The sequence below is a fragment of the Aminobacter niigataensis genome, assembly GCF_014200015.1.
In the GTDB taxonomy this organism is placed as follows: Bacteria; Pseudomonadota; Alphaproteobacteria; order Rhizobiales; family Rhizobiaceae; genus Aminobacter; species Aminobacter niigataensis.
In genome coordinates this window covers 1,194,137-1,217,285 of sequence record NZ_JACHOT010000001.1, presented here as the reverse complement: position 1 = coordinate 1,217,285, position 23,149 = coordinate 1,194,137, and the positions used below count along the sequence as shown (strand labels likewise).

Annotated in this window: 21 protein-coding genes; 11 read left to right on the top strand and 10 right to left on the bottom strand. The window is 63.7% G+C overall.

Going from position 1 to position 23,149, the window contains the following annotated elements; genetic code table 11:
- Window positions 1-2: 2 nt before the first annotated feature.
- Window positions 3-467 (bottom strand): GNAT family N-acetyltransferase, encoded by a 465-nt coding sequence (locus tag GGQ99_RS06065; RefSeq protein WP_183261330.1) that lies wholly within the window; start codon window positions 465-467, stop codon window positions 3-5.
- On the bottom strand, window positions 467-1,594 hold the full coding sequence (locus GGQ99_RS06060; protein WP_183261328.1) for an S-(hydroxymethyl)glutathione dehydrogenase/class III alcohol dehydrogenase: 1,128 nt from the start codon (window positions 1,592-1,594) through the stop codon (window positions 467-469). The genes GGQ99_RS06065 and GGQ99_RS06060 overlap by 1 nt, the downstream gene beginning before the upstream one ends.
- Window positions 1,595-1,815: 221 nt before the next feature.
- Between GGQ99_RS06060 and dnaE the strand changes: the two genes are divergently transcribed.
- The 5 genes from dnaE (at window position 1,816) to GGQ99_RS06035 (ending at window position 8,650) form a co-directional block, all read left to right on the top strand.
- On the top strand, window positions 1,816-5,346 hold the full coding sequence (gene dnaE / locus GGQ99_RS06055; protein ID WP_183261326.1) for a DNA polymerase III subunit alpha: 3,531 nt from the start codon (window positions 1,816-1,818) through the stop codon (window positions 5,344-5,346).
- A 175-nt stretch (window positions 5,347-5,521) separates the two neighbouring features.
- Window positions 5,522-6,532, top strand: coding sequence for a methyltransferase (locus tag GGQ99_RS06050; protein ID WP_183261323.1), 1,011 nt, complete (start codon window positions 5,522-5,524; stop codon window positions 6,530-6,532).
- 103 nt (window positions 6,533-6,635) lie between these two features.
- A complete protein-coding gene (locus GGQ99_RS06045) occupies window positions 6,636-7,589 on the top strand; it encodes an ABC transporter substrate-binding protein (RefSeq protein WP_183261321.1) in 954 nt (317 codons plus the stop codon).
- Between the two features lie 86 nt (window positions 7,590-7,675).
- The gene (locus GGQ99_RS06040) at window positions 7,676-8,302 is read left to right on the top strand and encodes a L,D-transpeptidase (RefSeq protein WP_245439906.1); all 627 of its coding nucleotides are present in this window, start codon (window positions 7,676-7,678) and stop codon (window positions 8,300-8,302) included.
- A 39-nt stretch (window positions 8,303-8,341) separates the two neighbouring features.
- Entirely contained in the window at window positions 8,342-8,650 is a 309-nt protein-coding gene (locus GGQ99_RS06035; protein ID WP_183261319.1) for a hypothetical protein, read from the top strand.
- Between the two features lie 35 nt (window positions 8,651-8,685).
- Here the strand turns inward: GGQ99_RS06035 and GGQ99_RS06030 are convergent, their stop codons facing one another.
- Window positions 8,686-10,014 (bottom strand): DNA polymerase IV, encoded by a 1,329-nt coding sequence (locus tag GGQ99_RS06030; RefSeq protein ID WP_183261317.1) that lies wholly within the window; start codon window positions 10,012-10,014, stop codon window positions 8,686-8,688.
- A 66-nt stretch (window positions 10,015-10,080) separates the two neighbouring features.
- On the opposite strand from GGQ99_RS06030, the gene GGQ99_RS06025 reads away from it, so the two are divergent.
- Entirely contained in the window at window positions 10,081-10,656 is a 576-nt protein-coding gene (locus GGQ99_RS06025) for a GNAT family N-acetyltransferase (RefSeq protein WP_108608237.1), read from the top strand.
- Between the two features lie 5 nt (window positions 10,657-10,661).
- Here GGQ99_RS06025 and GGQ99_RS06020 read toward each other — a convergent pair whose 3' ends face one another.
- Both GGQ99_RS06020 and GGQ99_RS06015 read right to left on the bottom strand, forming a co-directional pair.
- Window positions 10,662-11,207 carry a DUF924 family protein gene (locus GGQ99_RS06020; RefSeq protein ID WP_108608236.1) on the bottom strand — a complete coding sequence of 182 codons (546 nt, stop codon included), beginning with the start codon at window positions 11,205-11,207 and terminating at the stop codon, window positions 10,662-10,664.
- 2 nt (window positions 11,208-11,209) lie between these two features.
- Window positions 11,210-13,066 carry a monovalent cation:proton antiporter-2 (CPA2) family protein gene (locus GGQ99_RS06015; protein ID WP_183261316.1) on the bottom strand — a complete coding sequence of 619 codons (1,857 nt, stop codon included), beginning with the start codon at window positions 13,064-13,066 and terminating at the stop codon, window positions 11,210-11,212.
- A 258-nt stretch (window positions 13,067-13,324) separates the two neighbouring features.
- Here GGQ99_RS06015 and GGQ99_RS06010 point away from each other — a divergent pair, with 258 nt between their 5' ends.
- Complete coding sequence (locus GGQ99_RS06010; protein WP_183261314.1) at window positions 13,325-13,594, top strand: hypothetical protein; 270 nt, start codon at window positions 13,325-13,327, stop codon at window positions 13,592-13,594.
- Window positions 13,595-13,658: 64 nt separating this feature from the next.
- Here the strand turns inward: GGQ99_RS06010 and GGQ99_RS06005 are convergent, their stop codons facing one another.
- The 4 genes from GGQ99_RS06005 to GGQ99_RS05990 all read right to left on the bottom strand — a co-directional run bounded on the left by GGQ99_RS06005 (window position 13,659) and on the right by GGQ99_RS05990 (window position 17,402).
- On the bottom strand, window positions 13,659-14,210 hold the full coding sequence (locus GGQ99_RS06005) for a hypothetical protein (protein WP_183261312.1): 552 nt from the start codon (window positions 14,208-14,210) through the stop codon (window positions 13,659-13,661).
- Between the two features lie 72 nt (window positions 14,211-14,282).
- Window positions 14,283-15,362, bottom strand: a complete 1,080-nt coding sequence (locus GGQ99_RS06000; protein WP_183261310.1) for a YcjF family protein — start codon at window positions 15,360-15,362, stop codon at window positions 14,283-14,285.
- The gene (locus tag GGQ99_RS05995; RefSeq protein ID WP_183261308.1) at window positions 15,359-16,831 is read right to left on the bottom strand and encodes a YcjX family GTP-binding protein; all 1,473 of its coding nucleotides are present in this window, start codon (window positions 16,829-16,831) and stop codon (window positions 15,359-15,361) included. The genes GGQ99_RS06000 and GGQ99_RS05995 overlap by 4 nt, the downstream gene beginning before the upstream one ends.
- A gap of 67 nt (window positions 16,832-16,898) precedes the next feature.
- A complete protein-coding gene (locus tag GGQ99_RS05990; RefSeq protein ID WP_183261306.1) occupies window positions 16,899-17,402 on the bottom strand; it encodes a SixA phosphatase family protein in 504 nt (167 codons plus the stop codon).
- 242 nt (window positions 17,403-17,644) lie between these two features.
- Here GGQ99_RS05990 and dksA point away from each other — a divergent pair, with 242 nt between their 5' ends.
- Window positions 17,645-18,061: an RNA polymerase-binding protein DksA gene (gene dksA, locus GGQ99_RS05985; RefSeq protein ID WP_055973928.1), complete on the top strand. Its 417-nt coding sequence runs from the start codon at window positions 17,645-17,647 to the stop codon at window positions 18,059-18,061.
- Between the two features lie 67 nt (window positions 18,062-18,128).
- On the opposite strand, the gene GGQ99_RS05980 is transcribed toward dksA, so the two are convergent.
- Window positions 18,129-18,854, bottom strand: a complete 726-nt coding sequence (locus tag GGQ99_RS05980) for a flagellar biosynthetic protein FliO (RefSeq protein WP_183261305.1) — start codon at window positions 18,852-18,854, stop codon at window positions 18,129-18,131.
- 209 nt (window positions 18,855-19,063) lie between these two features.
- Between GGQ99_RS05980 and cckA the strand changes: the two genes are divergently transcribed.
- The 3 genes from cckA (at window position 19,064) to GGQ99_RS05965 (ending at window position 22,859) form a co-directional block, all read left to right on the top strand.
- A complete protein-coding gene (cckA, locus tag GGQ99_RS05975; RefSeq protein ID WP_183261303.1) occupies window positions 19,064-21,658 on the top strand; it encodes a cell cycle histidine kinase CckA in 2,595 nt (864 codons plus the stop codon).
- Between the two features lie 100 nt (window positions 21,659-21,758).
- The gene (deoD, locus tag GGQ99_RS05970) at window positions 21,759-22,496 is read left to right on the top strand and encodes a purine-nucleoside phosphorylase (protein WP_108608228.1); all 738 of its coding nucleotides are present in this window, start codon (window positions 21,759-21,761) and stop codon (window positions 22,494-22,496) included.
- A gap of 210 nt (window positions 22,497-22,706) precedes the next feature.
- Window positions 22,707-22,859 (top strand): hypothetical protein, encoded by a 153-nt coding sequence (locus GGQ99_RS05965; protein WP_183262411.1) that lies wholly within the window; start codon window positions 22,707-22,709, stop codon window positions 22,857-22,859.
- The last annotated feature ends 290 nt before the right edge of the window (window positions 22,860-23,149 follow it).

Here is a 23,149-nt window from a genome sequence, read left to right as displayed (position 1 = left end):
GCTCAGGCAGGCAAGGGCCGGAGCATGTCGATATGGGGGATATCGTCTTCCAGATATTCCTCCGACACGGTCTCGAAGCCGAAGGACGCGTAGAACCTCTGGAGGTGGCTCTGCGCCGAAAGCGCGATCGGGCGCCCGGGAAACAGCCGCCCACAGGCGGCGATGGACTCGCGCATCAACATGCCGCCCAATTGCTTGCCGCGATGGTCGGGCGAAACCACGACCCGGCCGATATAGGCCGGGCCGTCGCTGTTGGTGGGGGCGATGATCCGCGTGCTTGCCAGCAATTCCTTGCCGGCAAGCAGCCTGAGGTGCAGTGCCTCGGGGTCCTTGCCGTCCAGTTCGGGAAACGCGCATTTCTGCTCGACGACGAAGACGTCGATGCGCATTTTCAGCATCGCATAGAGGTCGCGCGGAGACAGGTCGTCCAGGCCCCTGACGTCGACCTCGTATGCGACACCGCTCATCAATAAACCACGACGCTCCGGATGCTCTCGCCGGCATGCATCAGGTCAAAACCCTTGTTGATGTCCTCGAGCTTCAGCGTATGCGTGATCATCGGGTCGATCTGGATCTTGCCCTCCATGTACCAGTCGACGATCTTCGGCACGTCGGTGCGGCCGCGCGCGCCGCCGAAGGCGGTGCCCTTCCAGGTCCGGCCGGTGACCAACTGGAACGGCCGCGTCGCGATCTCCTGGCCGGCACCGGCGACGCCGATGACGATCGATTCGCCCCAGCCGCGATGGCTGGCCTCGAGCGCCTGGCGCATCACCTTGACGTTGCCGGTGCAGTCGAAGGTGTAGTCGGCGCCGCCGATCTGGTCGGCACCCCGCTTGGTCATGTTGACGAGATAGGGAACGATGTCGCCCTCGACCTCCTTCGGATTGACGAAGTGCGTCATGCCGAACTTTTCACCCCAGGCCTTGCGCTCATTGTTGAGGTCGACGCCGATGATCATGTCGGCACCCGCCAGGCGCAGGCCCTGCAGCACGTTGAGGCCGATGCCGCCGAGACCGAAAACGATGGCCGTCGCGCCGATCTCGACCTTGGCGGTGTTGATGACCGCACCGATGCCGGTGGTTACGCCGCAGCCGATGTAGCAGATCTTGTCGAACGGCGCGTCGGGGTTGACCTTGGCCAGCGCGATCTCGGGCAGCACGGTGAAATTCGAGAACGTCGAGCAGCCCATGTAGTGGAAGATCTTGTCCTTGCCGATCGAAAAGCGCGACGAACCGTCCGGCATCAGGCCCTGGCCTTGCGTCGAGCGGATCGCGGTGCACAGATTGGTTTTCCGCGACAGGCAGGACGGGCAGGAGCGGCATTCGGGCGTGTAGAGCGGGATGACGTGATCGCCCTTCTTGAGCGAGGTCACACCCTTGCCGACATCGACGACGACGCCAGCACCCTCATGGCCGAGGATCGCCGGAAAGATGCCTTCCGGATCGGCGCCCGACAGCGTGAATTCGTCGGTGTGGCAGATGCCGGTCGCCTTGATCTCGACCAGCACCTCGCCCTCGCGCGGCCCTTCGAGGTCCACCTCCATGATCTCGAGCGGCTTTCCGGCTCCGACGGCAACTGCGGCGCGGGTTTTCATGGCGATGTTCCTTCATGTAATTTCGGGGGCAAAAATCCGGCGGCAGCGTTTCAGGTTTTGGCCGGGCGATCAACCGGGAAGGTGACGCCGAACCGTGCTAAAGCGGCGTTCGGCATCGTCCTCCACAAGGCGTTTCCGGCGTGACCCCATGCGGGATGGACACGATGGCGCCCCTGGCCGAACATGCCGGCTGAAATCTTCCTTGCAAGGCAAACGATTCGATGTCGAGTGAACGGCTCCCGCGCGATCCCCTAAAGCGTGAAGCGCTAAAAGCAGAAGCAAAGCCAGAGGCTTCCGCAAGGACGTTCATTCACCTGCGCGTTCATTCCGCCTATTCTCTGCTCGAAGGCGCGTTGCCGCTCGGCAAGGTCGTCGGACATGCCGTGAAGGATGCCGCGCCGGCAATCGCAGTGGCCGACAGCAACAATTTGTTCGGCGCGCTGGAATTTGCTCAGAAGGCAACCAAGGACGGCGTGCAGCCGCTGGTCGGTTGCCAAGTCGACGTCGACTTCGCCGAGACTGCCGATTCCAGCCAGCGCGGACCCGTGTTCAAGCAGGCGCTGGACCTTCTCCCGATCGTACTGATCGCCGCCACCGAGGCAGGGTATGCCAACCTCGTGCGGCTTGTCAGCCGGCTCTATCTCGAAACGCCCAATGGCGAACCGGTGCATGCCAAGCTCGACTGGGTCGCCGGGCTGGCGGACGGCATCATCTGTCTGACCGGCGGGCCGCGGGGGCCGATCGGCACGGCGATCAGGAGCGATCACCAGGTCCTCGCCGAAGCCCGGCTTCTGGGCTTGCAGGCAATGTTCGGCGACCGGCTTTATGTCGAGCTGGAACGCGTGGCCGGCTACGATCGGGGTGTCGAGGCAGCGACCATCGAGCTGGCCTACCGTCACCGCCTGCCGCTGGTGGCGACAAACGAGGCTTTCTTCCCGACCCGCGCCGACTATGAGGCGCACGACGCGCTGATCGCCATCGCCGAGGGTTCGGTGGTTGCCGAAGACAACAGGCGCAGGCTGACCCCTGACAATTTCCTCAAGTCCCAGAAGGAGATGTCGGAGCTTTTTGCCGATCTGCCCGAAGCGATCGACAATACGGTCGAGATTGCCCGGCGCTGCTCGTATTATCCCAAGAACCGCAATCCGATCCTGCCGCGCTTCACCGGGGGCGACATTGCCGACGCCGACGCCGCCGTTGCAGCCGAAGCGGCCGAACTGACCCGGCAGGCCCATGACGGCCTTGCCATGCGGCTTGAATCGCGCGGCCTGGCCGAGGGCTATACGCCGGAGCAGTACAAGGAACGCCTGGAATACGAGCTCGGCATCATCGAGCGCATGAAATTCCCCGGCTACTTCCTGATCGTTGCGGACTTCATCAAGTGGGCGAAGGTGCAGGGCATTCCGGTCGGCCCGGGCCGCGGCTCGGGCGCGGGCTCGCTCGTCGCCTATGCGCTCACCATCACCGACGTCGATCCGCTGCGTTTTTCGCTGCTGTTCGAGCGCTTCCTCAACCCCGACCGCGTCTCGATGCCGGACTTCGACATCGACTTCTGCCAGGACCGGCGCGAAGAGGTCATCCGCTATGTCCAGGCCAAATACGGCCGCGACCAGGTTGGCCAGATCATCACCTTCGGAACGCTGCAGGCGCGCGCCGTGCTGCGCGACGTCGGACGGGTGCTGCAGATGCCCTACGGCCAGGTCGACAAGCTGTGCAAGATGGTGCCGCAGAACCCAGCCAACCCGGTGACGCTCGGCCAGGCCATCGAGGGCGAGCCGCGCTTTGCCGAAGAGGCCGAGCGCGAGCCGATCGTCCAGACGCTGCTCGACATGGCGCAGAAGCTCGAAGGGCTCTACCGCCACGCCTCGACGCACGCCGCCGGCATCGTCATCGGCGACCGCCCGCTGTCCGAACTGGTGCCGATGTACCGCGACCCGCGTTCGGACATGCCGGTCACCCAGTTCAACATGAAATATGTCGAGCAGGCCGGCCTGGTGAAGTTCGACTTCCTCGGCCTGAAGACGCTGACGGTGTTGCAGAAGGCGCTGCAGTTCATCAGCCGGCGCGGCGTCGACATCGACCTCGCGCTGATCCCGCTCGACGATCCGCTGACCTATGCCATGCTGTCGCGCGGCGAGACGGTCGGCATCTTCCAGGTTGAAAGTGCCGGCATGCGCAAGGCGCTGATCGGCATGAAGCCCGATCGCGTCGAGGACATCATCGCCTTGGTGGCGCTCTATCGCCCGGGCCCGATGGAGAACATCCCGACCTACAACGCCCGCAAGCACGGCGACGAGGAGATCGCCTCGATCCATCCGATGATCGACCATCTGGTGAAGGAGACCCAAGGGGTCATCGTCTACCAGGAACAGGTGATGCAGATCGCCCAGGAGCTGTCGGGCTATTCGCTCGGTGAAGCCGACCTTCTGCGCCGCGCCATGGGCAAGAAGATCCGCGCCGAGATGGACAAGCAGCGCGAGCGCTTCGTCACCGGTTCGATGGAAAAGGGCGTCTCCAAGCCCCAGTCCAATGCGATCTTCGATCTGCTTGCCAAGTTCGCCGACTACGGCTTCAACAAGTCGCACGCCGCAGCCTACGCCATTGTTTCCTACCAGACGGCGTATCTGAAGGCGCACTATCCGGTCGAGTTCCTCGCGGCCTCGATGACCTACGATATGTCGAACACCGACAAGCTCAACGACTTCCGCCAGGACGCCATGCGCCTCGGCATCGATGTCGTGCCGCCGTCCGTCATGACCAGTTTCCGCGACTTCGAGGTCGGCGAAAAGAAAATCTTCTATTCGCTGGCCGCCATCAAGGGCGTCGGCGAAGCGGCGGTCCAACATATCGTTGCCAAGCGGATGGAAAAGCCTTTCGCCAGCCTCGCCGATTTCTGCGAGCGCATCGATCCGAAGACCGTCGGCAAGCGTGTTTTCGAAAGCCTGATCATGGCCGGTGCGTTCGATTGCTTCGGCCACGATCGCGCGGCCTTGATGGCCGGCATTGAGCGCATGATGGGCCTCGCCTCGCTGGCGCACGAAAACGCCACGCTTGGCCAATCGGATATTTTCGGCAGCGCCTTTTCGGGTCAGGCGCCCGTGCTGCACCTGCCGCAGGCCGATGCATGGTTGCCGGCCGACCGTTTGCACCGAGAGTTCCAGGTCGTTGGTTTCTATCTCTCGGCGCATCCGCTCGACGAATACAAATCGGCGCTCGAAAAGATGCGCGTGCAGAACTGGACCGATTTCGCCGCAGCGGTGAAGCGTGGCGCCACAGCTGGCCGGCTTGCCGGCACGGTAACGACCAAGCAGGAGCGCAAGACCAAGACCGGCAACAAGATGGGCGTCGTCCAGTTCTCCGACGTCTCCGGCCAATATGAGTCGGTGCTGTTTTCGGAGGCGCTGGCGCAGTACCGCGACCTGCTCGAACCGGGCAAGTCGGTGGTCATCACCGTTGCCGCCGAAGATCGGCCCGAGGGCGTCAACCTGCGCATCCAGACGGTGCAGTCGCTGGAAGATGAGGCCAGCCGCGTGCAGAAGACATTGCGCATCTTCGTGCGCGACGCAGCACCGCTGAATATGCTCTCCAATCAGCTTACGACCCGCGGCGAAGGCGAGGTCAGTTTCATCGTGCTGAAAGGCGACGCCCAGGGCGAGATCGAGATCGAACTGCCCAACCGCTACCGCATCACGCCTTCGATCGCATCGGCCATGCGGGCGGTGCCTGGCGTGGTCGAGGTCGAACTGGTCTAGGTCACGCCTGCTGCCTACTGGTGCGCAAGATTGTAGCGCGTTGCGGCGAACAATCCCTGCTGGTATTCTAGGCGCCTCTCACCTGCAGTGCATGCCGCTTGCTGGGCTGTGCAAACCAGCCAGAACCGCTTTGAACGATTGCATCGGGGAAGCACCAGGCACTTGAGGCTTCGTCATGGACGAGAAGGCCGCCGCATCACAGCTTATGCAGATGGTGAACGGGTACCAGGTGTCCCAGGCGATCTGCGTTGCGGCAACGCTTGGCATTGCCGATCATCTGGCGTCGGGCGTCCGGTCCAGCGACGACCTGGCCGAAGCCACCTCTGCACATCCACAATCCCTCTACCGGCTTCTGCGCGCGCTGGCCTCCGTTGGCGTGCTGCATGAAGGCGACGCACGCCGGTTTTCACTCACCAGTCTTGGAGCGGGCCTGCGTTCCGATGTCGAGCATTCCGTCGCGCCTTGGGCGCGCATGGTCGGGCGATCCTACTACCGCGACGCCTGGAGCGAACTCCTGCACAGCGTGCGCACCGGCGAAAATGCCTTCGCCCATGCCCATGGGACAGGCGTCTGGCAGTATCGCATCGACCATCCCGAGGAATCCCTGATCTTCGACCGGGCGATGTCGTCCTTCGTGCCCGCTGTCGCTGCGGCGGTGCTGGCGGCATATGATTTCAGCAGGTTCGAGGTCGTCATGGATGTCGGCGGCGGGCAGGGCGCGCTGCTTGCCGCCATACTGTTACGCAACCCATTGCAGCGCGGAATCCTGTTCGATCAACCACAGGTGGTGGAAGGCGCGAGAGCTGTGCTGCAGACGGCGTCCGTGGCCGAACGCTGCCAGGTGGTCGGCGGCGACTTTTTCCTCGCAGTGCCCGAGGGGGCGGACGCCCATGTGATGAAATGGATCCTGCACGATTGGGACGACGAACGCTCGATTGCCGTCCTGAAATGCTGCCGCAGGGCGATCCGGCCTGACGGCAAGCTGCTCGTGCTGGACGCGGTGCTGGCCCCGCCAAATGAAGGTGCGAGGGCCAAGTTAGCCGATCTTAACATGCTGGCGGTGCCCGGCGGGCAGGAGCGAACCCGGGACGAGTTCGCAAGTCTCTACGTCGCCTCTGGTTTCCGTTTGACGAATGTCTTCGACGCCGGCCCACGCATCAGCCTCATCGAGGGTGAACCCGTCTAATATCCCTGTCTAACTTGAAGGTCGTCCGGGCGAGTAACTTCGCTTGACTTCAACGCCCGATGAATAGAGCCTGCTGCCAGCGGAAACGAGGCTAGCGGTCAAGATGAAGACCCTGTTGGGAGGTGTCTGCGCTACGGCTGTGCTTGTGGGAGGCATTCTCCAGGCACATGCCGCCGATCTTGTCGTGGCAATGCCGAATTGGCCTTCCGGACAGGCGGCTGCGAATATCATCAAGGCAGCGCTGGAGAAATCGCTCGGTCTCGAGGTCGACGTCGCCGAGATGGGGACGTTGATCGCGTTCTCCGGAATGGATGCGGGCACGGTCGATGTCTACCCGGAAGTCTGGCGCCCGAATTTCGATCCCTTGATCCAGAAATACGCCACCGACCGCGGCACCATCCATCTCAGCAGCCACGATGTATCGGCGACGCAGGGTTTGTGCGTCACGCAGAAGACCTATGACGAGCATGGCGTACGCGACGTTGTGGATCTGAAGGACCCTGCCAAGGCCAGGCTCTTCGATACCGACGGCGACGGCAAGGGCGAGATGTGGATCGGCGCGCGCGGCTGGCTGTCGACCGATGTCGAACGCATCCGTGCCAAGAGCTACGGCTATGCCGAAACCATGACGCTGCTGGAAATGCCAGAAGAAGTCGGCATGTCGGCGGTTGATGCGGCTGTCGCGACCGACAAGCCGATCGTCTTCTATTGCTACAGTCCACACCATGTCTTTCAGCTTCACCAGATCAAGCAGCTGAGCGAGCCGGCATTCGATCCAGCGAAATGGAAGGTGGTTTTGCAGGCCGACGATCCGCTCTGGCTGTCGAAGTCGGACGCGCCGGTGGCCTGGAAGCCGTCGAGCTTCAGCCTGGCTTATGCTTCCTCGCTGTCCAAGCGCCTGCCTGCGGTGGCCAGGTTCCTCGACAAGGTCGATTTCAACGCCGACGAAGTGACTGCCATGGGCTACGCGCTGGAAGTCGAGCGGCAGGATCCGGCGAAGTTTGCCGAGCAATGGGTGGCGACCCACGAAGAACGCGTCAAGGGATGGCTGCAGTGATGCCGGTCGAAACCTAAACAAGGGTGAGGTGCATGGCAGGGATGTCGCGTCTGCGCGGAAGGCTGGGTTGGGTCGCGGCCCTGTTCATGGCTGTGGGGCTCGGAGCGGCATTGGCGCAGGTAGGCCCGACGACGCAGATATTCGACCCGAAGACGCACAAATGGATCAACTACGACCGCAAGAAGGCGCGGCAGTATTACGCCGCCCACGGCCAGGTGCCTGATGCGTTTCGCCGACAGATCGTGACGTTCCGCACGGCGGAGAAGCCGGGAACGATCATCATAGATGGCAACCAGCACTTCCTCTATCTCGTGCTGCCCGGTCTCAAGGCCGTGCGCTACGGCATCGGTGTCGGTCGCGACGGCTTTGGCTGGGCCGGCATCGTGCGCGTCGGCCGCACCGCCGAATGGCCAACCTGGACGCCGCCGGCCGAGATGGTTGCGCGCGATCCGAACGCCGCCAAGTTTGCCGGCGGCATGCCGGGCGGTCCCGACAATCCGCTCGGCGCACGTGCGCTCTACCTCTACCAGGGCGACCAGGACACCATCTACCGCATCCATGGAACGCCGGAACCGTGGACGATCGGCCTCGACGTGTCGTCTGGTTGTATCCGCATGAACAATGACGACATTGTCGACCTGCATGCGCAGGTGCGGGTGGGCGCCAAGGTCGTGGTGCTGATGCAAGGGGCTGCGCTCTACAAGGGGGTGTGATCCCTCTCAACGACCAGACGCATGGAACGAGGGGACGAAATGCGAACGATCCATCTTGCCGCCACTGCCTTGCTGACCGGACTTGCTGCTGCCGGTTGCAGTTCCACCGCGCCAGAACCGCAGGACATGGCGCGAACCACCGTGCAGACAGCACCCGCCGACCTGCAACTCACCTGCGCCAGTGCTGCCGCAACCTCGGCTGGCGTCGACGCCGACAAGGTGTTGCCGGTCGGCTCGTCGCAACTGGACGCGACCAGGTACCAGGTCGAACTCAATGCGTCCGGCCAGCGCTATACCTGCGTCGTCGACAATATGGGCACGGTGACGTCGGTGCAGAAGGCGGCCTGAAAGGCGCTTCAGACGCCAAAGGCGCACTGCGGAAGCTAGTCGTCCAGCGGTTCCGGCGGGCGGGTGTTGCGGCCCTTGCCGAAGGTGTAGCCGGTCTCGACCGCTTGCCTGCCGAACTTGCCGCGCAACACGTCGATGGCACCTTCCGCCAGTGCGCGCTTGCGTGACTGGACATCGACCAGATCAGGCGGATCGGCGCGCTCGTCGTCCGACAGGTCGCTGACGCCGATGCCGAGAAGGCGGTATTTGGTGCCGTCGGTTTCCCTGGCCAGCAATTGCATGCCGGTCTGGAAGATGCGGTCGGCGAGCCTTGTCGGATCGGCAAGCTGCCGGTTGCGCGTCCTGAGCTTGAAATCCTGCGTCTTGAGCTTCAGCACCACCGTCCGGCCCGCGATACCTGCCTTTTTCAGCCGCGCCGACACCTTCTCCGACAGGGCGCGCAGCACCGGCACGAGGTCGGCCGGCGTCGCGAGATCGGTGTCGAAGGTCGTCTCCGCCGAGACGCTCTTGGCTTCGTGATCGGGCGACACCTGCCGGTCGTCCTGGCCACGCGACAGATGGTAGAGCCGGCTGCCCATCGTGCCGTAGCGCCGCATCAAGTCGCCACGATCCATGCGCTGGAGTTGGCCGATGCTGCGGATGCCATCGCGTTCGAGCGTCGCGGCAAAGGCCTTGCCGACGCCCCAGATCATCGTCACCGGCTGTTGCGCGAGGAAACCCAGGGCCTCTGCCGCGCCGATGACCGCAAAGCCGCGCGGCTTGCGGAAGTCGGAGGCGATCTTGGCCAGGAACTTGCAGTAGGACAGCCCGGCCGAGACGGTGATGCCGATTTCCTTTTCCACGGCCGCTGCGAATCGAGCGAGGACCAGAGCGGGGGGAAGCCCGTGCAGTCGCTCGGTGCCGTCGAGATCGAGAAACGCCTCGTCGATGGAGATCGGCTCGACCAGCGGCGTCAGTGCCTGCATCATCGCCCGCACCTCGCGGCCGACGCGGACGTATTTCTCCATGTCGGGCTTGACCACCACCGCCTCGGGGCAGGCCTCCAGCGCCTTGAACATCGGCATCGCCGAGCGCACCCCATGGATGCGGGCGATGTAGCATGCGGTCGAAACCACCCCGCGCTTGCCGCCGCCGATGATGACGGGCTTGTTCTTCAGGTCGGGGTTGTCGCGTTTTTCCACTGCCGCATAGAACGCGTCGCAGTCGATATGGGCGAGATGCAGTTCGTAGAGCTCCGCATGGCGCAACAGGCGAGGGCTGCCGCAGGCATGGCAGCGCGGGCCCGCGCCGCGCTGAAGGGCAAGGCAGTCGCGGCAGAAACCGTGGCTGGGATCGTTGACAGGCATTGCCTTCACTGCGAACATAAAGAGAACGAACGCGATTTTATGCCAGCCGCAGTGCCGCGACAAGGCTGTGCGACGGAGCTATCCATGTCCGATGCCATCTTGCCGCTGACGCCCGATCTGTGGCCGCAATTCGAAGACCTGTTCGGCAAGCAGGGCGCTTGCTACGGCTGCTGGTGCACCTATTTCAGGCTGCCGCCGGCGGCACGGCGGCAAAGCAGTCGCGAACGCAACAAGGATCACATCAAGGCGCGCATCGAGGCGGGGCCTCCGCCGGGCGTGCTTGCCTTCGATGCCGGCCAAGCAGTTGGCTGGATGCAGATCGGCCCGCGCGCCGATGTGCCCGAATTCAACAATGCCGGCAGGGGATCCACGCCGCTGGATCCCGATGATGCCGGCGACCCACGTGTCTGGGCGATCTCGTGCTTCTTCATCCGCAACAATGCGCGCGGCCAGGGACTGACTCACCAACTGGTCGACGCCGGCATCGATTTTGCGCGCCAGTCGGGTGCGCGGCTGCTGGAGGCGTGCCCGATGGACCAGTCGAAGGATTCGCGCTCGGTCGGTCTTTTTGTCGGCTCGACGCGGGTATTCGAGAAAGCCGGGTTTTCGCGAGCGGCCGAGCGCAAGCCCGGCCGACCCCTTATGCGCCTGGAGCTCTGAGCCGCTCAGCCGGAAAAGCCGCCGCTTTCGAGGAACGCCAGTTCCTGCTCGCTCGATTCGCGCCCGAGGATGGAGTTGCGGTGCGGGAAGCGGCCGAAACGAGCGACGATGTCGCGATGGCCGATGGCGTGCTTCAGGTAGTCGCCACCAAGGGCGGTCGACCGTTCGAGCGGGATGTCGTGGTCGGCCAACGTCTCGGAATGTGAGAACGGCAGGTAGAAGAACACCCGGATCGGCCCTTCTGTGGCGAGGTCGTGGCCGTCGGCTACCGCATTGCGCGCGAAATGGCGGGCGAGCGGATCGGTGGCATACATATGGCCGCTGCCGCGGAAACAGTTGCGCGGAAACTGGTCGAGCAGGATCATCAGCGCCAGTGCGCCTTCGGGGTCGCTCGCCCAGTGATCGCATTGGCGCTTGGCCGCGGCCATGTGCAGGTCGCCGAAACGGCTGCGGAACCGGTCGTCGAACATCTCGTCCTTGCGGAACCAGCCTTCGGGGCCGGCCTCACGCCAATAGGCGACGACTTCGGTTGCGCGCTGCCTGTCCACCATGATCAATTCCTTTCCGTTTGTTCGGTCGTCTTCCTGGCGATGACGCTCGCCGCTTCCTCGTTGAGTGCCTTGGCGGCGCGGCGCGGTGGCGTCAGCGGCGTCGGCACCGGACCGGGAATGTTGCCCTGCAGATAGTTGCGGCCGGACTGGATGTCACCTGCGAACTGCATCTCCAGTCGCGCCGCATCGCGACGGCGCACTTCTTCGATCACCTCGGCGACTTCGTCGGGATCCTCGCCGAGCTTTTCGAGCGTGGAACCGCCGAAAAGCAGCGCCGATTCGAATGTCTCGCGCAGCTGGAAATCGACGCCGGCGCGAATGAGCTCGATCGCGGTGCCCCGATCATAAGCCCGTGCCAGTACCGGTATCAGCGGGAATTCGGCCCTGAGATGTTCGGCGATGCGGACAGCAACATCCGCCTTGTCGACACAGATCAACACCGCACGTGCACGTCCGGCACCGGCAGCATGCAGGATGTCGAGCCTCGTGCCGTCGCCGTAATAGACCTTGAAGCCGAAATCGGCCGCCGCCTGGATCATCTCGACGTCGTTGTCGATGATCGAGACATCGACTCCGCGCAGCAGGAGCGGCTGGCTGGCGATCTGGCCGAAGCGTCCGAAGCCGATGACCAGCACCGTGCCGCTCAGTTCGGCAGCCACGTCGACATCTTCGAGCGACTGTTCGTCCTGTGGCGTGAGGCGGCGCAGCACCATGATCGCCAGGGGCGTCAGCACCATGGAGATGATGATGATGGCGGTGAGGATAGCGTTGGACTCGCCGTCGATGATGCCTACGGCGAGCGCCGACGAATAGAGCACGAAAGCGAACTCGCCGCCTTGCGCCATGATCACCGCGCGCTCGAGCGCCTCGCGATGCCCCGAGCGCAGGCAGCGCGCGACGACGTAGATGCCAATGCCTTTCGCCAGCATGTAGACGACGACGTAGAAGGCGATCATCTGCCAGTTGGCTGCGACCACCAGGAGGTCGAGCGACATGCCGACGGCGATGAAGAACATGCCGAGCAGGATGCCGCGGAAGGGCTCGACGTCGGCCTCGAGCTGGTGGCGGAAGGTCGATTCGGAAAGCAGCACGCCTGCGAGGAAGGCACCCATCGCCATGGAGAGCCCGCCAAGCTGCATGGCGAGCGCCGAGCCGAGCACCACCAGCAGGGCGGCGGCGGTCATCACCTCGCGGGCGCGCGAATCGGCAAGGATGCGGAACAGCGGATTGAGCAGATATCGGCCGGCGATCACCAGGCCGGTGATGGAGGCGATGCCGATGCCGATCTCGCTCAGCCGGCCGGCCCACCCGGTGTCGACTTCATTGCCCGAAACCGGCGCAAGGAAGGCAACGAGCGCCAGCAGCGGAACGATGGCGAGGTCTTCCAGCAGCAGGATCGACACCATCCGCTGGCCCTTGGGCGTCGACATCTCGCCGCGCTCTTCGAGCAATTGCATGACGATTGCCGTGGAGGTCAGAACGAAGCCGGCGCCGGCGACGAAGGACTGCGCAACCGAAAATCCTGTCGCCAGTCCGATGGAGGTCAAAAGTAACGCGCAAAGGCCCACCTGGAATGCGCCGAGGCCGAAGATCTCTCGCCGCAGGCCCCAAAGCCGCGACGGCTGCATCTCGAGCCCGATGATGAACAGGAACATCACCACGCCGAGCTCGGCGACATGCAGGATGGTTTCTGCCTCGGAGAACACGCCGATGCCGAAAGGGCCGATGATGACGCCGGCACTGAGATAGCCGAGTATCGAGCCAAGGCCGAGGCGCTTGAATATCGGAACGGCCACGACGCCCGCAGCCAGCAACGCCACAACCGGAATCAGGTCGACGCCCGTAGTCTCTGCCGCCATGCGCTCTGTCGATCCTTTGTTTGCGGCTGCCGGCCGCTTGAGGGGAAGCTCAAGATAGGTGGTTCGCACGCCGCCGAACAGCCCGCCTGACGGACCGAAATTTGCTGTAGGGATTTGCAGTCGGGCAGGGTGCGCGCGCTGGCCTCACAACCTGTCATTGCGTGTGACATGGCTTGACGCTAAGGCGGGTCCGGTTTCGACCAGCGGGTGGTTGAATTGCCGCCGGCATTTCCTGCCGGTTACGAGGAGAGGACTGACATGAACAAGATTCTGTTTGCCGTGATTGGTGTTGCTGCGCTTGGCCTTTCGGCCTGCTCGAAGGCGGCGCCGGAGTGCACCGCCGAAGTCATGGCCAAGAAGAGCCAGGAAGTGGGAACGGCGCTTCAGGAAGCGGTGACCAAGGATCCGGCCAAGGCTGCCGAACTGTCGGCCAAGGTGCAGGAAGTTGCGTCCAAGTACACTGGCGCCACCACTTCGGAAGAGGCCTGCAAGGCCTATGACGAACTGCTGACAGCCATCAAGGGCTGATTCTCGCGGCGAGAATCAAAAGGGCGGCGCCGATGGCGCCGCCCTTTTCGTTGGGGCAGGGGAATCAGTTCTTGGCGATGGCGCCGACGGCGGTGTCGTCGACGCGCGACAGCTTCATGCCGATCACCGGCACCAGTTGCTTGTCGACACGCACCGAAACTGTGACATGCATCGAGTTCTCGTCAGGCACGCGGGCCTGCATCACGCCGTTGAGCTGGTTACGGTTGAGCGACAGCACGACTTTTCTGCCATCGACGACGTTGCCGGAAACGATGTCCAGGCCCTTGCCCGCGGAGCCGTCGAGGAAGGTTCCGCGATAACTGCGTCCCTTCTGTTCGATGGTTGCCGACATCTTCTGGGTAAACACGCCGACGCGGCAGCCGCCGTCGAGCGACATCCCGACTTTCCCGTCCGGCGTCGAACCGGTGAAGCTGCAGGTGAACTTGGTGCCCTTGTATTTGCCGGCGACGATTTCGCCGGGTCCGACCCATTCGCCCTCGACCGATTTGAAGAATTTCTTATCGCGTTCGGGTGCCTTGGCGGGTTCGGCATGTGCGATGCCTGAGAGCGAAACCGCCATGGCGGGCAAAACGGCGGACAAAAACAAGCGCTTCATGGGCACACCCGACAGCAGGAAACTGGAACGACTAGCTGCCGGGACCATGGCGAAAAATGGTTAATGCTTCGTCTATTTGGCCTTGTCGGCACCCTTGTCCTTGGTTGCGAATGTGGTGAGTGCGGCAAGGAAATCGCCCATGCCGGGTCGCTTGACCGCAGCAAAGGGCAGAGGGCGCGCCGTCTCCATTGCGGCAATGCCGATGCGCGCGGTCATCATGCCGTTGACGATGCCTTCGCCGAGCTTTGCCGACAGCTTGGCGGCAAGTCCATGGCCCACAAGCTGCTGAACGAAACTGTCGCCGACGGCGATCGAGCCGGTAACGGCCAGATGGGCAAGTGCTGCGCGCGCCAGTCTGAAGAAGCCGAGCGTGCCCGGGCGGCCGCCATAGAGCTCCGCCAGCCGGCGGATCAGCCGGCCGGCTTCGAACACCACATAGGCGATGTCGACCAGCGCGCGCGGGCTGACAGCCGTGACAAGCGACACGCGCTTGGCCGCATCCAGGATGAGGATCTTTGCCTGTGCGTCGAGCGGCGTCAGGATTTCGGTCTCGGCAAGGCCCACCAGATCGCGGCCGTCGATCACTTCGCCGCGCAGATCCGCCAGGGCACGCCTGCCCGCAGCCGTTTCGGGCTTCGATGCCAGCAGGCTCGACAATTCGTCGACGACGCCGCGCGCTGCGCCGGGGTCATTGCGTTCGATGGCATCAGTCGCGCGGTTGCGCAGGCGCTCAACCGAGGCGAGCCGGAAAACCGACAAAAGCTCGCGAACGACTATGACGAGCAGCGCAACCGCGGCAATTGCGGCTGCACCTACCGCCAGCCAGCCGAGCCAGTCGGCCCTGGAAAACAGGTCGCGGATCAGCCTGTCGGTCCACAATCCGATGCCGAGCGAGACCAGGATGCCCGCCGCCGCGAGAAAGATTGCGCCGATGCGTGATTGGCGCCTGGGTGCAGTGGCAGGCGGCGGTTCGGCCACGGCAATGTCGGCCTCGTCAAAGACGTCGAATTCGGCCGGCGTGACGACGACCGACTCCTTGGCCAGCGCACGAGGTTTGCGCTCGGCGGCCTGCGGCGTCCTGGCCGCAGCGCTGTCCCGTGCATCGGCTTCGGGCTCGATGCGGAACGCGGCAGGCTTGCGAGGCGTGCTCATGCGAGGTGGTCTCCAATCAGGAACTGCAAGGCGCGATCGAGCCGGATGTGCGGCAGGGACAGCGTCACGCCTTCGGCGGTCCGTTCCAGCCTGGGCGGACGGAAACGCACGAAGCGGATCGTCGGATCGTTTGCGTCCTGGCGATGATTGGTGCCGAAATCCTGAAACACGACATCGGCTTTCTCCGGCAAGTCTCCGGGAAATATAGCTGTTTCCGTGCTACCGTCGAAACGCTCCTTGCCGATCGCCTCGCCCTCGATGGGTGTTCCAATGATGACGGGCAGCGTCTCGCGGCCTTGCTTGACCGTGCCTTCGCGCGTGGCGCGCACCGCAGCCAATGCCAGGACGTCGACTTCGGCACCTGAAAGGTTCGCCCGCGCCACGGCGCGGTCTGTCAGCCGCCGCACGATCGATTGCAGCCGGTCGTGGCTCTCATGATGCAGGTGGTCGGCCTTGGTCGCAGCGACCAGGATGCGGTCGATGCGTCGTGAAAACAGGTCGGTCAAGAGATTGCCGCGGCCGGGTCGAAAGCAGGCAAGGATCTCGGTCACCGCGCGCTCCAGGTCGGCGATGGCGCCAGGGCCGGCGTTCAGGGCCTGCATGGCGTCGATCAGCACGATCTGCCTGTCGAGCCGGGCGATATGTTCGCGGAAGAACGGCTTCACCACATGCGTCTTGTACGCCTCGTAGCGCCGCTCCATCATCGCATGCAGCGAGCCGGGGCGCGCCCGCTGGCCAAGGCCGGGCAGCGGCGCAAAGGTCAGCGCCGGCGAACCCTCGAGGTCGCCCGGCATCAGGAAGCGCCCGGGCGGCAGCGTCGACAGCGCGCGCTCGTCGTCCTTGCATGCCTTGAGGTAAGCGGAAAACGTCTCGGCCAGCCGCCGGGCCGTCATCTCGTCGGCGTCGGCTTCCGGCTTCACCGTGGCCGCAAGCCCGCGCCAGGCTTCCGACAGGTCGGCCCTGACAGGCAGCCGGGCGAGTTCGAATGCCTCGCGGGAAAAATCGTCGTAACTCTTGCCGAGCAGCGGCAGGTCGAGCAGCCATTCGCCGGGATAGTCGACCAGGTCGACAGACAATTTTCCAGCTGAAAACATGCGGTTCCAGCCGGAAGCTGACTCGAATTCTATGGTCAGCCTGAGCTCCGAGATGGCGCGGGTGGAATCTGGCCAGATGCGCTGGTCAACGAGGGCCGCGACATGATCCTCGTACTGGAAGCGCGGCACGGCGTCGTCGGGCTGCTGCTCGAGGAAAGCGCGCGAGATGCGCCCTGATTTCTGCGCCTCGAACAGGGGCAGGCGGCCACCATGGATCAGATTGTGCACGAAGGCGGTGATGAACACCGTCTTGCCGGCACGTGAAAGCCCTGTGACGCCAAGGCGCAAGGAAGGCGAAAACAGCCCCGTAGCGCGGCCGGAGAGCGTGTCCAGCGCGATGCGCGCCTCGTCGGTAAAGGTGGTCAGTGACGCCAATCGTCATCCCCCATGCGGTCGCGCCGGATATAGGTGCCACCTCCGGGATTTGAAATGGCGTCCGGCTTCAAAGATCGGCCGGCGTCAGGAAAGCTTCGAGGTAGCCTCGGCCCAGTTCGGCGCCGGTCAGCGCGCCTTCGAGCCGGATTACGGCGAGGCCGGAGGTCGGAAATCCGGTGTGCAGCGTATGCAGCGCGGTCTCCTCGCCGTCGCCCGACACGGCGATGGCCAGATCTTCCATCATCGGATTATGCCCGATGACGAGGATCGAGCCGTGCCGGCCGTTTTCGCGGATTTTGTCGAGATAGCCGGCGGCATCGGCACTGTAGAGGTCGTCGGTGAAGACCACGCGTCCGGTATCGGCATGGCCGGCCAGGCCTTCCAGCGTTTCCCGGGCGCGCCGGGCGTTGGAGCAGAGCGTCAGTTCGGGCACGTAGCCGCTGGCCCGCATCGCCGTTCCGGTGGCTTCAGCGTCGGCGATACCCGTGGCGTCGAGCGGTCGATCGAAATCCCTGACGCCGGGAAGTGCCCAGCCGGCCTTGGCGTGTCTGAGAAGGTAGAGCTTGCTCAAATGTTGCTCCCGGAGCCTCAAGCTCCTGACGAGCCTGCGCCAATTATCCCTTCAGGATGTAGCCAAGCGCCGGGCGCCTTGCAACCGGACGATGCCGGTCTGCGTTTCTTGGGGGGAGCGTTGCGCCGTTGCCACGCCGAATCGCCAGTTACATGTAGGTGCCAACTTTTCGCGGATTACGCTTGTGCGAGGGTTGGCCCGCGAATATATAGGCGCCAAAACGGGGTTGTTGGGTGAGTCGAATGAACGATACCGTTACACTTGGCTACGTGCCCTCCGAAGAGGAGCCGTTCATGAACGAACGGCAGAAGTCTTACTTCAGAGCAAAGTTGGTTGCCTGGAAGAACGACATCCTCCGCGAAGCTCGCGAAACCCTCGAAATACTCCAGCAGGAAAACGCCAACCATCCGGATCTTGCCGATCGTGCATCATCCGAGACGGACCGTGCCATCGAACTCAGGGCGCGCGACCGTCAACGCAAGTTGATCTCCAAGATCGACTCGGCGCTGCAGAGGATTGACGAGGGTACCTACGGCTATTGCGAGGAGACCGGCGAGCCGATCTCGCTGAAGCGACTGGACGCACGTCCGATCGCCACGCTGTCGATCGAAGCGCAGGAGCGCCACGAGCGCCGCGAAAAGGTTTATCGCGACGACTGATCGCGGGATACCAGAACAAGAAAAAGGCGGCTTCGGCCGCCTTTTTTCTTGTCTGATGCCGGCCGTGTTATCGTTTGTGGCTGGTCAGCTCGCCGAGCAGCTTCGCCATCTCGTCGTCAAGCGATGGATCGGCGGCCTTTGCCGGCTTGGCCTGCGGTTTGTCGTCAAGCGAGACTTCCAGCTCTTTCATCAGCGTCTCGTCGATTTCTTCGCCGCGCATTGGCGCGACTGCCGGGGCAGGTGACGATCGAACTGGAGGGGCGTAGCCCGCAGGAATGGCGGGCCTCGGCGCCGGACTGGGAGCAGCCGGTGCAGTCGGTGAGAGCGGTAGCCTGGGCGGTGCCTGCTTGACGGGAACTGGCGGCGTGGGCTGCTGCGGTCTGGCAGCCGGTGCCTGTGCCGGCCGCTGGACAGTTGGTTGCGCTGCTGCTTGGCGGGCCGGTTGGGCAGCTTGCTGTCCGGCTTCGGTGCCGGTCAGCGCCGGGCGGCGCGGTGCGGTCATCCGGATATCTGTTTCGATAACGACATCTGTCGGTCCGCCGATCAGGAGCAGATGTTCGATGTCGTCGCGGCGCACCAGGACAAGCCGCCTCTGGCTGTCGACGGCAGTCGCGTCCATGACGGCAAGGCGCGTCTTCCTGTTCCTGCCACCGGCAACGAAGGTACCGAAAGTCAGGCTGCGGATCAGCTTGACGATGACCAGCACGATGACAAGCAGTACCAGCGCAGCGAACGTCCACAGCACTGCTGCCGCATATCCGGGTCCCGCCACGCTATCCAGCCATTCGAACATATCTTTTCCCCGTCGCCGCGCCGGGGCGACACTAACGCCTTGCCGCCGCGCCCGGCAAGTTGCCATTCGCGTATTACAGCCACGTTTGAAGCTAAGCGCATGATCTTGCCTCAGGCTTGCACCGCCTTTTTGGGGCTGGGCCTTTTCCCGGTAAGGAGAATGTGATTCAACCGCTTCCGTACGAGGGAGCTGGAGAGACTCGCAGGGGCATGGCCAAGGAAACGCGCAACGACTTTTATCCGGTTCCGATCGTGGATCAGGCAGCGCGCCCCGACGCCATCACGCGGCTGATCATCTTTATCGTCGTGCTGACCGGCGCGGCCATCGTATTCGGTGTGTTCCGCGAACGCCTGGGCGATCCGTTCCTGCTTGGCATGCTTGGCGTGCTTGCGATGATCGGCGTCGGCTATCTCTTCGCCACCGCCATCGGCTTCATCCAGATTTCCCCGCGCTCGCCTGCCGACGGCCTGTCCAAGGCCTTCGTCGATTCGATGTCGCAAGGGCTGGTGGTGACTGACACCAAGGGTCGCGTGGTCTATGCCAACCGCGCCTATGCCGACATGACTGGAGCCACCACCGCATCGGACTTGAAAACGGTCGATGGCCTGTTGTCGGATGTGCCAGAGGCGTCGTCGACCATTTCCGAGTTGGCGTCGGGCCTGCGCGACGGCCAGGCGGGCGACGGCGAATTTCGGCTTGGTCAATCCGTTCGTCCAGGCGCTGCACCGGGCGCGCGCTGGTATCGCGTGCGGGCGCGTGCCTTCAGCATTCCAGGCCAACGCCAGCCGCTGAATGCCTGGCAGCTTGCCGATATTTCGCCGGAGCGGGCGGAGCAGGAACGCTTCTTCCTCGATCTCCAGCAGGCCATCGATCACCTCGACCACGCGCCGGCGGGTTTCTTCTCGGCGGACCAGGATGGCCGCATCACCTATGTCAATGCGACGCTGGCCGACTGGCTCGGCATCGATCTGGCGAGCTTCACGCCCGGCGCCATCAGCCTCGACGAAGTTGTCGCCGGCGACGGGATGGCGCTTGTCCGCTCCGTCAAGGCCGACCCGGGGACGACGCGCAATGCGGTGATCGACCTCGACCTCGCTACGGTGAACGGCGAAGCCTTGCCGGTTCGTTTCATGCACCGCGTCTCGGCGAGCCGCGAGGGCGTCAACGGGCCGACGCGCACCATCGTTCTCAACCGTACCCAGGGAGAGGACTCCTCCGCCCAGTTGCGCGCGTCGGAAGTACGCTTCACCCGCTTCTTCAATTCGACGCCCATGGCCATTGCAGGCGTCGACCAGGCTGGACGCATCCTGCGCACCAATGCGCCGTTCCTGTCGCTGTTCTCGTCGGTCGTCGACAGGGATGCGGTCGACCGGCGCGTGCGCCTCGACACCGTCATCCACGAGCGCGACCGCGCGGCATTTGCTGCGGCGCTCGAGCGCGCGCATCAGCGCCAGGCCGACATCGCGCCGATCGACACCGTGATGCCCGACAACGAGGAGCGCCACATGCGCTTCTACGTCAACGCTGTCGCCGACGGTTCGGACGCGGAGGGTGCTGAGGAAGCGGCGATCGTCTATGCCGTCGAGACGACCGAGCAGAAGGCGCTCGAGAGCCAGATGGCGCAGAGCCAGAAGATGCAGGCGGTGGGCCAACTCGCCGGCGGTATCGCCCACGACTTCAATAACGTGCTTACCGCCATCATCATGGCGTCGGACCTGCTTTTGACCAATCATCGGCCGTCGGATCCGTCCTTCCCCGACATCATGAACATCAAGCAGAACGCCAACCGCGCCGCCTCTCTGGTCAGGCAGCTTCTTGCATTCTCGCGCAAGCAGACGCTGCGTCCGGAAGTGCTCAACCTTACCGACGTGCTTGCCGACCTGCGCACGCTGCTTGCCCGCCTGGTCGGCAACGGCATCAAACTCAAGATCGACCATGGCCGCGACCTCTGGCCCATCCGGGCCGACATCGGCCAATTGGAGCAGGTCGTGGTCAATCTCGCGGTCAACGCGCGCGACGCCATGCCTGATGGCGGCGACCTGATGGTACGGACCAAGAATGTTCCGGTCGAAGATTGCAAGGCCTATGGCTACCGCGAACTGGTTCCGGCCGACTACGTGCTGGTCGAGGTCGAGGATACCGGTAGCGGCATCGCGCCCGAGGTGCTGAAGAAGATCTTCGAGCCGTTCTTCACCACCAAGGAGGTCGGCAAGGGCACGGGTCTCGGCTTGTCGATGGTCTATGGCATCATCAAGCAGACCGGCGGCTTCATCTATTGCGACTCCGAGGTCGGCAAGGGGACTGTGTTCCGCATCTTCCTGCCGCGGCACGTGGCCAAGGCGCAGCCGGCGGATGAAGTGAGGCCGGAGGCATCGGTTGCTGCAACGGCCAAGTCACAGGAAGCCGGGGCGGGCAACGTCGCCAAGGACCTGTCCGGCTCGGCCACGGTTCTGCTGGTCGAGGACGAGGATGCGGTGCGCATGGGTGGGGTGAGGGCGCTCACCTCGCGTGGCTACACCGTCCACGAGGCATCGTCGGGCGTCGAGGCTCTCGAGATATTCGACGAACTCAAGGGCCAGATCGACATCGTGGTATCCGACGTCGTCATGCCCGAGATGGACGGCCCGACGCTGCTCGGCGAGTTGCGCAAACGCCAGCCCGATATCAAGTTCGTCTTCGTTTCCGGCTATGCCGAGGACGCTTTCGCCAAGAACCTTCCAGCCGATGCGCAGTTCGGATTCTTGCCCAAGCCGTTCTCGCTCAAGCAACTGGCGACGGTCGTCAAAGAGGTGCTCGAGAGCTAGGCACCGCGTATCCAGTTCAGTTCTGCCCGAACTTCTATTAGCTTTCCCGTATGTGGTGTTCATGCCATCATGCCGGCAAGCGCGTCGTCGGGGGTGACCAATGCAGACTACGCCGCACAACGAAGCAAGGCGCGGTGACTACGCTGAAACGGTGCTATTGGCCGGCGATCCGCAGCGGTCGGAGTGGATTGCCGCAACTTTCCTAGAAGACGTCAGGTGCGTGAACCGGGTGCGCGGCGCCCTCGGCTACACCGGCAGGTTCCGTGGCGTTCCGATAAGCGTCCAGACCACCGGCATCGGCGCGCCATCGATGGCCATCTATGCGCACGAACTTCTGGAGACCTATGGCGCCAGGACTTTGATCCGCGTCGGCACATGCGGCGGGTTGGCCGAGCACGTCAGGCTGCGCAGCCTGGTCATCTCGCAATCGTCGAGCAATGACGGCGCCGTCAACCGGCAGCTGTTCGGCTTCTACAGCTACGCGCCGAGCGCCGACTTCGATCTTTTGCGCCGCGCGGCACAGCGCGCCACCGAGCTGGGTCTGGACCATCATGTCGGCCAGACCGCTTCGAGCGATGTTTTCTACCACCCCGATGTGCTTGGACGCTTTGCCGGGGTCCGCGCCCATGGCGCATTGGCGGTCGATATGGAGACCAGCCTGCTCTACACGGTCGCCGCCCGCTTCCATGCCAAGGCCCTGTCGATCTGCACCGTGGTGGACAGCCTCGTTACCGACGAGCAGACGGACACGTCCGAGCGGCAGGAGCTCTTCACCGACATGGTGAAGCTTGCCCTCGACGTTGCTATCCCGGCGGAGCCGGGTACGCCCCAGCGGTAGCGATGCCACCGGCCTGTGGTAGCATGGCTCCGGCCTTGTGAGTCGGCCAACTTTCCCGCGTCATCCCGATCTATGAATGGAGCCGCCGGCGCGCTGGCAAGTTCCGCGCAAGCGATGTTCCATACCCTGATGGGGAGTTCTGGTCTGAGTTCATTGCGTGTGTGCAATCGGACGAAGGGACAGCCGATGGAACAGTTTGTCGAGGAAAGCATGAAGAGGCGTCTGACCGAGCCGGTCGACATACTCACCGCAGTCAGCATCCTGAAATCGCACGGCTATTGGGGGGACGAACTGGTCCTAGCGATCACCAGGATATTCTACGTCGATCTTGACACTTACAACGAGGTGGTCGGCGCCGCCTGAAGCAGATCAAGCGGCGGGAAAATAAGTGCCGCGATGTTGCACCGCAGCATGGTGGGCTTGCTATTTCGAGCCAAATGATCCATATGCGGCGTCATAGGCGCTTGGGCCGGGCTTACGGCTTTCTCCCCAGAGAGACTGGTTGCGTCTGTTTTCTCCCTTTCCGGCAACGGAAGGCGGCGGAATAGACCCGCGGCATGAGGCCAGCGGGCACGACAGCGCAGCCGAGCGGACACGCGTCCGCCGCCTTGTCGTTTCACACGAGATTCGGGCCGGCAGATTGCGCCCTGCCG

Excerpts from the sequence above, each read along its gene's own strand:
- GGQ99_RS06065 (WP_183261330.1), bottom strand. The coding sequence starts at position 467 with ATGAGCGGTGTCGCATACGAGGTCGACGTCAGGGGCCTGGACGACCTG.
- GGQ99_RS06060 (WP_183261328.1), bottom strand. The coding sequence starts at position 1,594 with ATGAAAACCCGCGCCGCAGTTGCCGTCGGAGCCGGAAAGCCGCTCGAG.
- dnaE (WP_183261326.1), top strand. The coding sequence starts at position 1,816 with ATGTCGAGTGAACGGCTCCCGCGCGATCCCCTAAAGCGTGAAGCGCTA.
- GGQ99_RS06050 (WP_183261323.1), top strand. The coding sequence starts at position 5,522 with ATGGACGAGAAGGCCGCCGCATCACAGCTTATGCAGATGGTGAACGGG.
- GGQ99_RS06045 (WP_183261321.1), top strand. The coding sequence starts at position 6,636 with ATGAAGACCCTGTTGGGAGGTGTCTGCGCTACGGCTGTGCTTGTGGGA.
- GGQ99_RS06040 (WP_245439906.1), top strand. The coding sequence starts at position 7,676 with ATGGCTGTGGGGCTCGGAGCGGCATTGGCGCAGGTAGGCCCGACGACG.
- GGQ99_RS06035 (WP_183261319.1), top strand. The coding sequence starts at position 8,342 with ATGCGAACGATCCATCTTGCCGCCACTGCCTTGCTGACCGGACTTGCT.
- GGQ99_RS06030 (WP_183261317.1), bottom strand. The coding sequence starts at position 10,014 with ATGTTCGCAGTGAAGGCAATGCCTGTCAACGATCCCAGCCACGGTTTC.
- GGQ99_RS06025 (WP_108608237.1), top strand. The coding sequence starts at position 10,081 with ATGTCCGATGCCATCTTGCCGCTGACGCCCGATCTGTGGCCGCAATTC.
- GGQ99_RS06020 (WP_108608236.1), bottom strand. The coding sequence starts at position 11,207 with ATGGTGGACAGGCAGCGCGCAACCGAAGTCGTCGCCTATTGGCGTGAG.
- GGQ99_RS06015 (WP_183261316.1), bottom strand. The coding sequence starts at position 13,066 with ATGGCGGCAGAGACTACGGGCGTCGACCTGATTCCGGTTGTGGCGTTG.
- GGQ99_RS06010 (WP_183261314.1), top strand. The coding sequence starts at position 13,325 with ATGAACAAGATTCTGTTTGCCGTGATTGGTGTTGCTGCGCTTGGCCTT.
- GGQ99_RS06005 (WP_183261312.1), bottom strand. The coding sequence starts at position 14,210 with ATGAAGCGCTTGTTTTTGTCCGCCGTTTTGCCCGCCATGGCGGTTTCG.
- GGQ99_RS06000 (WP_183261310.1), bottom strand. The coding sequence starts at position 15,362 with ATGAGCACGCCTCGCAAGCCTGCCGCGTTCCGCATCGAGCCCGAAGCC.
- dksA (WP_055973928.1), top strand. The coding sequence starts at position 17,645 with ATGAACGATACCGTTACACTTGGCTACGTGCCCTCCGAAGAGGAGCCG.
- GGQ99_RS05980 (WP_183261305.1), bottom strand. The coding sequence starts at position 18,854 with ATGTTCGAATGGCTGGATAGCGTGGCGGGACCCGGATATGCGGCAGCA.
- cckA (WP_183261303.1), top strand. The coding sequence starts at position 19,064 with ATGGCCAAGGAAACGCGCAACGACTTTTATCCGGTTCCGATCGTGGAT.
- deoD (WP_108608228.1), top strand. The coding sequence starts at position 21,759 with ATGCAGACTACGCCGCACAACGAAGCAAGGCGCGGTGACTACGCTGAA.
- GGQ99_RS05965 (WP_183262411.1), top strand. The coding sequence starts at position 22,707 with ATGAAGAGGCGTCTGACCGAGCCGGTCGACATACTCACCGCAGTCAGC.